General features: G+C 44.1%; 7 protein-coding genes and 1 pseudogene. All 8 read right to left on the bottom strand.

What is annotated here, in order from left to right; genetic code table 11:
- Positions 1 to 928, bottom strand: a pseudogene (locus RIC07_RS28240) (hypothetical protein); the annotation flags it as partial.
- Positions 916 to 2,007, bottom strand: a complete 1,092-nt coding sequence (locus RIC07_RS28235) for a VWA domain-containing protein (RefSeq protein ID WP_446397419.1) — start codon at positions 2,005 to 2,007, stop codon at positions 916 to 918. The pseudogene RIC07_RS28240 and the gene RIC07_RS28235, both read right to left, overlap by 13 nt.
- A complete protein-coding gene (locus RIC07_RS28230; RefSeq protein ID WP_446397418.1) occupies positions 2,004 to 2,912 on the bottom strand; it encodes an AAA family ATPase in 909 nt (302 codons plus the stop codon). Before RIC07_RS28230 ends, RIC07_RS28235 begins: the two co-directional genes overlap by 4 nt.
- Entirely contained in the window at positions 2,900 to 4,000 is a 1,101-nt protein-coding gene (locus RIC07_RS28225; RefSeq protein WP_446397417.1) for an XRE family transcriptional regulator, read from the bottom strand. The genes RIC07_RS28230 and RIC07_RS28225 overlap by 13 nt, the downstream gene beginning before the upstream one ends.
- 3 nt (positions 4,001 to 4,003) lie before the next feature.
- Entirely contained in the window at positions 4,004 to 5,287 is a 1,284-nt protein-coding gene (locus tag RIC07_RS28220) for a WD40 domain-containing protein (protein ID WP_446397416.1), read from the bottom strand.
- A complete protein-coding gene (locus RIC07_RS28215; RefSeq protein ID WP_446397415.1) occupies positions 5,274 to 7,253 on the bottom strand; it encodes a phosphorylase family protein in 1,980 nt (659 codons plus the stop codon). Before RIC07_RS28215 ends, RIC07_RS28220 begins: the two co-directional genes overlap by 14 nt.
- Before the next feature lie 81 nt (positions 7,254 to 7,334).
- Positions 7,335 to 8,396: a trypsin-like peptidase domain-containing protein gene (locus RIC07_RS28210; protein WP_446397414.1), complete on the bottom strand. Its 1,062-nt coding sequence runs from the start codon at positions 8,394 to 8,396 to the stop codon at positions 7,335 to 7,337.
- A gap of 219 nt (positions 8,397 to 8,615) precedes the next feature.
- A partial coding sequence (locus RIC07_RS28205; RefSeq protein ID WP_446397413.1) for a DUF433 domain-containing protein occupies positions 8,616 to 8,915 on the bottom strand: 300 nt, incomplete at its 5' end.

The raw sequence follows: 8,915 nt of genomic DNA, 5'->3' as shown, positions 1-8,915 counted from the left end.
GCCATGAGCCACCATTGGATGAGAAGTTTCCTCGTTCGTAGATGGTTCCTTCCGGGTGCGTCTCTTCCTGGAGATCGCTCAAGTGAGCGCGAACTGCTTTATATTCGACAGGAATAGCCGTGAGAATAACAGCGCAAGGCAAATTCTTACCTTCTTGTCTTGATTTCATTTGTTTAAAATCCTCCACTAAATCACTCGAAGAACGCTTGCGCTGAATTACCTTGAGCTGTTTGGGAATCGGCAAACTTACTCCGAAAACGGATATTGAGTTCTTCCCTTCAATCCCTTTATTTAGAGAATTAGCTGCACTTTCTACGCTACCACGGGCAAAATTCACCATGGCTTGGGCGTAAGTCAGCAGTGGCTCGAATCCGAATTCTATAAGTTGCTCTGCGAAAGTTTCCACGAACGAAGCAAGGCGAAGCACCTCTCCCATATCCTCTTGCTGCACTCTCTCACTCAACCTCTGCGCTAACTCCCGCGCTAGCTCATTCGGCTTTGTATATGCCAATGCTGTCCACTCCTGAGCTTCTCGTAAATCCTGAGTATCTGGATCATCATCAGTCAATCGTTGCGCCACATAATCCAGCAAAAACTCTCCCAGTTCGTCTAATCTTTCTTGTCCAAACTGCTCTTTTAATTCCCTCAATAACAGATTTCTATCCGCAATATCCATTTCATACATCTCATAGCCCACCTGCCGACACAGACGCGACAGCAGCAGATGAGCCACAGCTTCCCAAGGCGCTTCCGGGACAAAGTTTGCCCAAATTTGGTAGAGCAAATCGGGGGTGAGTGAGAGGGGAAATGCGGCGTGACGCGCCAAGTTTCGATGGGCTTCGCCAAATTGCTTGGCAAATCCTTCAACCCGTTTAACCGCAACTCGCCTAGCACGGGCTTGGTTACGATTAGATGTCACAGCAGCCATGAGTACATCCTCTCCCAAGCGATATATCTGCCCCGTAATACACCAATCGCCGCGTTCATTCCCTGACGACTCATCTCAAACATGGGCAACAAACGGGCAATTTCTCCAGCCGTGGTATTTTGCCACCATTGATTTGGCATTGGGTTGAGCCAAGCACAATACCGTACTGACTGCTGTACCTGCTCAATCCATACTTTCGTGCTGTCAATCCGTTCTTGGTCAAAATTTCCTCGTGCGGCTCCTGCATCGCTGACAATCAGCACCACCGCCCGTTCTCCAATCTCTTCCAGTACCTCAGATATGGGTTGAGCATTTAACATCGCAGGATGACGATACAGATACTGATCAGGATAATCATGAAAATAAAATACACGGGTCTGTCTCAACCGTCCACCGCGCTGTGCTGTTTCGACTAACTGCCGGGATAGTTGGTGAAACGGTACCATTGAGCCATCCTGGTCAATCATTAACACTAAATCCGCCCGATTTTTGCGGGGAGGTATCAGCACAGGTTGGAGTAAAATACCCTCACGCCCAATTTTTGCCACCGTTGCTTCCACATCTAATTCTGTAGGGATTCCTTCTCGCACTGGGCGACGCAGATAACGCCAAGTTTGCTTCATCTGTCTGCGAGTCACCGGGAAATACTCAGTTAATAGGCTATAGCGAGGGCGTCTCAATTCCCTATCCCGCCGACTACTCCGCACGGCTTGCACAGCTTGCACGGGTTCTGGAGTCAAATTGGGCTGTGATTCTAATTCTGGCAAAGGTTCAGATTCGGGTATTTCAGCCGAGGAATCCCCTGACTCTGGTAATGTGGATGATGGTTTAGGTTGATCCGCAGTATCTGGAGAAGACCGCCACATTTGCTCAAATAACCGTCGAATTAGGCGACTCTCTTCCTCAGACTTTGCCCACACCAGACAGCAAAGCTGCTCTAGTTCCTCACGAGTACCAATACCAAAGCCAGCCTGAAGCGATCGCAAGACTGTCAAATACTCATCCACCCCCAACGGCAAACCATGTCGCTGTCGCAGGCTGTTAAAAATATCCAGCAGTGGCAGTTGTTCAAGCTTCATAACTTCAGATACCGTAGATGATCCTCCCATTTCTTCAGCAAAATTTCTGGGAACGGCAATTCTCCCTCAAGCTGCTGCAATACCTGATCGTGAGGAAATTGACGCAGCACCGCAAACCAATCCAGTAACTCACTGGTACTCACCTTTTTCCCTGATTTCCCTTTCTCCATTGTCTGTCGCAGTTCCCTGAAACGCTGCACCGCTACTTCGACTAATTCCGGCGATGATTCCGGAAAGTGGGCTTTGACAATCTCGGTTAATTGTGAATTAGGAAATTTAATGTAATAAAACAGACAACGGCGCAGAAAGGCATCGGGTAAATCCTTTTCATCATTGCTCGTCACAAACACAATCGGAGGGAAATTTGCCTGAACTTCCCTTCCCGTTTCCTCAATCGTGAATTGCTGCTCGTCAAGCTCTCGCAATAAATCGTTAGGGAAATCAATATCCGCCTTATCAATTTCATCAATCAATACCACCGTGCGCTGTGCATTTTCAAACGCACGTCCCAGCGCTCCCATTTGAATATAATTATTTAAATCATCAACTTTCGATTGACTCTTTTCCCCCATCCGCACCAGTTGAGCATCATGTAATCGTCTCACCGCGTCGTAGGTGTAGAGTCCATCCCTTGCCCGACTGGTAGATTTAATATACCAAGGTTCATAGGGTAAACCTAATTCGTAAGCCACCGCCTGCGCCAAGCGAGTTTTACCACATCCGGGTTCACCCTTGAGTAACAGAGGGCGTTTTTCCAGAAAGATGGCGAGATTAACCGCATTAATCAGTTCCGGTGAGGGTAAATAAGGGGTGAGTCCATTCTCCTGACACTCTTGAGGTGAAATGCGTTTACCTTGATAGAAAGGCTTCCCACTAGCCGCCAATGCATCAGCTAAATTAACCATTTTGCCAATTCTCCCTCCCAATCATAACCACAGTGGCAACAAATTTCCTCATAGACAAATTCAGGAATTCCGTCTTCTGACTTCTCTAACAAGAGTTGAGAGGTTAACCCCGCAGGTATCTGTATATCCCTAAATCCCGTCACCATATCCAGCCAATCCTCTAAGATATCTGACCGAAATGGACTCACGGGTGGCAAGTGCAAAGGAATCCGGGGATATTCGGGTTGCTTCCATTCCTGCGCTAATTGAATCGTTGACTGACAAATACTACCGCTATTGTCTACCAAGAACATTAACAGATGGGTTCCCTCTGGAGTCGCACAGAACTCTGGCTCAATCCGTTTTACCAAAGGTTCCCAGAACTCCTCAAGCCACGCCATCAGGACATTAGGCGGCATATAGTCCACAGTATAAAAGATAAAAATAACATCTTGAGTGGAAACGCGATCGCACACTCGATCAATAATCTCTTTCGATTCAGCCTCTTTTGGCAACCCAAACCAAGTCGCCATTTGTCGCCACAGATGACGAATACTCCTCCCGACACCGTTATGACTCACATCAATTTTAATCGGCGATATTGTTTTCCACTGTGGCTTCAACCGGAATAATCGAGTCACTAAAAGTTGCTGTCCACAGTACGGTTCACCATGAACCAAGAAAGCCGCAATTTGATGTGATGTCATGACTTCTTTCACTAACCGCACCTGCTGCTTAAAATCCATTATTAGCAGCAAGTCAAACAGTAAATGAGGCGGCGTTTGAATCGGAAGAACGTTCTGTTGGGTTTGAACTTCTACAATGAGTTCATCGATGCGTACCTGAATATCTCGACCCATATCTTGACGAATCACATTCAACAAAGCAAAAAGCGCGGGTTGACCCGGGGTAATTTCACCAAAGATCACCAGTTCCTTGATCATACCTGTGATGAAAGCATCCACAGGTGTATTCCAGACAAGACGACGCAACACGGGTGCATCCATCCCCAACGCCCTCATCAAATATCCTCGACGCTGGTTTTCATCCTCCATAAAGGGTCTAAGTAGAGGCAATAATTTTGGAATGATGTCGATATTTATTACCATTGCCTAACTATCATGTATGCGCCAAACCTTAATAGTACTATCTGCACTACCACTGACTAATGTCTGTCCATCAGGACTGAAAGTAACACAATAAACTGGGCTTAAATGCTCTAATGTTTGAAGCAGTTCACCTGTCTGATAATTCCAAATACTCAGTGTATTGTCATCACCACCACTGGCAAGTAACTTGCCGTTGGGGCTAAATGTAACCGAATAAACTTTTCCTGAATGTTCTGTAAGAGTACGCACCAATTTTCCCGTATCAGAATTCCATAACATGATGGGTTGCTCGGAACCACCACTCGCAATCATTTGTCCATCAGGACTGATAGCCACAGACCAAATGACCCCAACAGAAGAATCAAACCAAGATACCAACGAACCAATTATATCTGACGGTGAGGGTCGATTCAGGGTGTGTAGTAATTCCCCTATACGCCAATTCCATATCTTGATGGCACCATCCAAACCTCCACTCACCAGGATTTTCCCATTACGGCTAAAGGCAACTGAATTGACATCCCACCCATGTCCTTTGAGAGTATTATGCAATCTGCCACTGTTCAATTGCCATAGTTTAATCGTGGCATCAATGTTTCCGCTAGCCAGAGTGTTTCCGTCTGGGCTAAAGGTGACGCAGCTAACACGTAAATTGAGCAATCCTTTGTCAAGTGTTTGCTGTAGCGTTCCTGTCTCGACATTCCACAATTTAATGTTACCGTCTCCAACTGCCAAGTTACTGGCACTAGCCAGGGTTTTCCCATCCGGACTGAAGGCAACAGATGTAACCATACTCGAGTGTCCCGCCAGGGTGTAAAGGAGTTTGCCAGTTGGCAAATTCCACAGCTTGATCGTTTGATCATTACTACTACTAGCAAGTATCTGACCATTAGGACTAATTGCCACAGAGCGAACTAACTCTGAATGTCCCTTGAGAGTCTGTACACCTTTCCAGACAAAATTTGGTGTTGGTGTTTTCAGTTCTTGATTAACCTGAAGTAGCAATTCGTCTATATCTAACTTTCTATTTCCATTCACCTCTTCACGAATCACGTTCAACAAAGCACAAAGCGCAGGTTGACCAGGGTGAATTTCACCGAATTCTCCTAGTTTTTCAACCATATCTGTGATGAAAACATCCACAGATACATCCCAAACCAGACGGTTCAACACAGGTGTATTCGTGCCTAACGCCCTGATCAAATAGGCTCGACGCTCATTCTTATCCCTTAAATAGGGTCTAAGTAGAGGCAATAATTTTTGAATTATATCGCTACTGATTGCCATCACCTAACAGTTTTGCCAAGATTTCAAATGCAAAAGCACTAGCGTGTTGTGCCGCTTTCTCCTGAGAGCCAGCCGCATCAGCATTGCTTTTACCATCAATGAGATCAGAGATACCACGGATAATTAATGCATTGATTTCTGGATTAGCACGAACCGCCTTGAGAAAACCATGACTTTCCATTTCTACCGCTAGCGCATCACCATAATTTGTCCGCAGAAGCTGATACAGATCAGACGTCGTTGAAGCCACCACTTTGTCCCCTGCGGCTATGGCTCCCGTGAAAGCGCGAGGTTTTGGTGTTGGCATCGATTCTCCAATCCTGTTTAACCACTCTTCTTTCCTAACTTCAGCCTTAGCTCTCTGTTCTAAACGATAACTTACGAGGCTAGTATTGGGTCTAGGTTGGAACGTTTCCTCGACAACTTTTCCGGACTCGTACCCATAAACTTTTGTCGCTGCTACCACATCACCAAGGACAACATCTTTGATTCCACCTGCTACACCAACAAAGAGTACAACAGTCGGCTTAAAGTAATCAATGGCTCGCTTCGTTTCTACCGCCGCCTCAGCATTACCTGCCCCGATTTCAACAATTCCTATTTGCCAGGATTGACCGTTGGATAAGAAGTTTCCTCGTTCATAGATAGTGCCTTCAGGGTGTATCTCTTCCTCTAGATTTGTCAAGTGAGCGCGAACAGCTCTATATTCAATGGGAATAGCCGTGAGGATAACAGCGCACTGCAAATTTTGAGCGTCTTGTTTTGATGATACGGATTCTTGAGCAACGGGTGTCTCAGTTAACTCCTCTCGCAGTTGTTGAAGTAGTTTATCTATTTTTGCCTTATTGTTTACGCCTACATCTTCACGAATCACTTCCAACAAGGCGCAAAGTGCTGGTTGACCTGGGGATATTTCGCCGAAGTCTACCAGTTCTGTCACCATGCTAGTGATGAAAGAATCCACAGGTGTATTTAAAACCAGGCGATTCAACACAGGTGTATCCATGCCTAACGCCCTGATCAAATAGGCTCGACGCTCATTCTCATCCCGTAAATAAGGTCTGAGTAGAGGCAATAATTTTTCAATGCTATCGTTACTTATTGACATTTGATTAAATTTAATGATTTCTTCTATTTTGTCTTGATCTACAATCGATTTTTCTTGGGATTCCGAAAAAATAAACTCTGGAATGCCAGTCATTTCTTTGAATAATGAAAGCTTTTCTATTTTATATCCTACAAATATATTTTGCATGTCAATTACACGCCTATCATGAAGGACTTCGTGAAAACATAAAATATTTTCTCTTTCTAAGACATAGAATATATTCTTGCAAGACTTAACTTCGTCGAATTTCAAATAAAATTTTTCTTCTGGTAAAGTTATTATTTCATTGAAATTAACTTTATCAAATAAAAACTTATAAATTGTGTTTCTTTCATTTTTTACAGGTGGTAAACGTCTTATTTTTCTTATATCAGTTAATCGCTCAATCAAATCAATAAGCAATAAATTAATCTTATTTATATTTGCTTGATTGATATATTTTTCGGATGGCAGTAATGACATTCCATCGTTAGCCAAAAGAAAATCATCAACGAATTCCTGAACACCATCTACACATTTCTTGATTTCCGTGTTTGTCATACTGCCATAAACTTTCAGCTCTAGCTCTTTACCATTACTTGCTTGAATCTTGATATAAATTGGAATTTCTTTTTGATTTACAGGCTTGTTGTTTTTTCCTTTTATAATCAGGACGCGGTTGATTACTCCAATAAGTACACTCACTCCACTAAAAGTAACTGTAAGTACAGGTAGTATTTGATCTACTTCAATGCTATCTGCACGAAATTCAGAAATTTTAGTTTTTGCTGAAATTTCGTTTTCTTGAAAAATCTCTGTGCTTAATAGCTCTATTGTCTCTAAATCTTCGCGTAAACCAGAGATTTGAATAGAGGTCATTTTTATAACTTATCCTTCATATAAGGTCTTAGAAAGAGCAATAATTTTTGGATGCTATCGATACTGATTGCCATCGCTCAACTACCCCTGTAAACGAGCATAAACCTCCGGCGCGTTGGTCTGTAAATCCTTCAACACAGCCATCATACTCGTACCTGCATTACGTAAGTAACTTTGTGTCGTTCCCGGCTCAACTAACCTCCCACCACTATGATGAATCGCAATCACCTGAAAGTCATCGTCAAACACAGGTGAACCGGAAGAACCTGGTAATGTGCTGGTGGTATATTGCACCACGTTGGTATCAGCATAGGCGACAAAGTTATTCTGCATCGAGATTTTCTTCAGATGTCCACCTGGATGCTGAATGATGGCTACGCGATCGTCTCTCCGCATTGGCTTACTCTTGAGGACAAGGGGACTGCCAAACTCTGGCAAATCTTTGAGGGATACAATTGTATAGTCTAATTCAATATTGGTGTAAAATGCACCCCCCGGTAACGCTTGGGTCGTTTGTATTTCGCACTCCTTCCCGTTAATATCCAGTTGGTAATTGAAAGTATATTCAGTCTGTTCAGCTTGCTCCCGACTGGCGATGACGTGATTGTTTGTCATCAATAAATCCGGTGCAATTATAAAACCTGTACCCGCACCCATTGGAGTACGCAAATGAGCCACTGCTTTTGATGCTTCAAGAGCCAAGTTTAAAAGGTAAATGTGGCGTAGAGTATCTTCCCCAATAATCTTTTCCTGTACATCAGCCACACTACTCGTTCCCCGCCAACGGTCAATTAAGCGGCTGCGACTAGCAGGGACATCGAGGGGATACTTTTGAAATAACTCTAGAATAAAGTCTGAATCTTCATCGCCAGTAAATGGTTGAATGTAGTTGAGGAAAACGCTTAAAGCTTCTTTGCCGTAAGCCACCTGCCCGAACTGTGACAAAAAGCGTACCACTTCTACAGAGACTCCCATCGGGGTACCATCCAAATCCAGCCGTGCTAGGATTACATCCACCTGGGGTACGCCTTCCAACGCCCCCGCAACCAAGCGTCTGCGATCGCGTACATTAGCAAAATCGGGTAAATTCTGAACAATACGGGTGAGTCGGTTGAAGTCAGGCTGGGATAACTTAACGGTCACATTTACTGCTCCTATGCAAGAGAACTACTACATTTTGGCTTAATTTTAATGTCCAATTTTATCATGCAATCTATCTTTTCGTTTAGGTTTTAACGGCTAGGGCGTATTACACGAATTAATTGACCTGCCAAGGATTCTTTTGCCGTGATTGCTTCATTGATACGAGTTGCCATACGAGGTCGATTCGTATCATTTGTACAAACAATGATCCTTGAATTATCAGGATTGATTCTGTGTAAAGACAACCTCATTATTGGCGCGAATCGCTGCTGCAATTTCTTCGGGATGAGCATCTGCATACGCCCAAGCATTGACCAAATCAGCCGCACTGATGTGAGGATAGTCTTGTAGAAGTTGGGCTTCACTGATACCAATCTGTTGGGCTTCAACTAATAACCAAACGGCAATTCGGGTTCCGGCAATACACGCTTCTCCACCACAAATACCAGGAGTTTTGCTGATTCCTTTTCCGCCCGTTCTCAGGGTTTTGGTCAGACTCTGAATGATGTCTGCTTTGTC

This window comes from Coleofasciculus sp. E1-EBD-02, from assembly GCF_040218245.1.
GTDB lineage: Bacteria > Cyanobacteriota > Cyanobacteriia > Cyanobacteriales > Coleofasciculaceae > Coleofasciculus.
Note: the sequence above shows the minus strand (reverse complement) of the source record. Positions and strands in the feature narration are given on the sequence as shown.

Excerpts from the sequence above, each read along its gene's own strand:
- RIC07_RS28235 (WP_446397419.1), bottom strand. The coding sequence starts at position 2,007 with ATGAAGCTTGAACAACTGCCACTGCTGGATATTTTTAACAGCCTGCGA.
- RIC07_RS28230 (WP_446397418.1), bottom strand. The coding sequence starts at position 2,912 with ATGGTTAATTTAGCTGATGCATTGGCGGCTAGTGGGAAGCCTTTCTAT.
- RIC07_RS28225 (WP_446397417.1), bottom strand. The coding sequence starts at position 4,000 with ATGGTAATAAATATCGACATCATTCCAAAATTATTGCCTCTACTTAGA.
- RIC07_RS28220 (WP_446397416.1), bottom strand. The coding sequence starts at position 5,287 with ATGGCAATCAGTAGCGATATAATTCAAAAATTATTGCCTCTACTTAGA.
- RIC07_RS28215 (WP_446397415.1), bottom strand. The coding sequence starts at position 7,253 with ATGACCTCTATTCAAATCTCTGGTTTACGCGAAGATTTAGAGACAATA.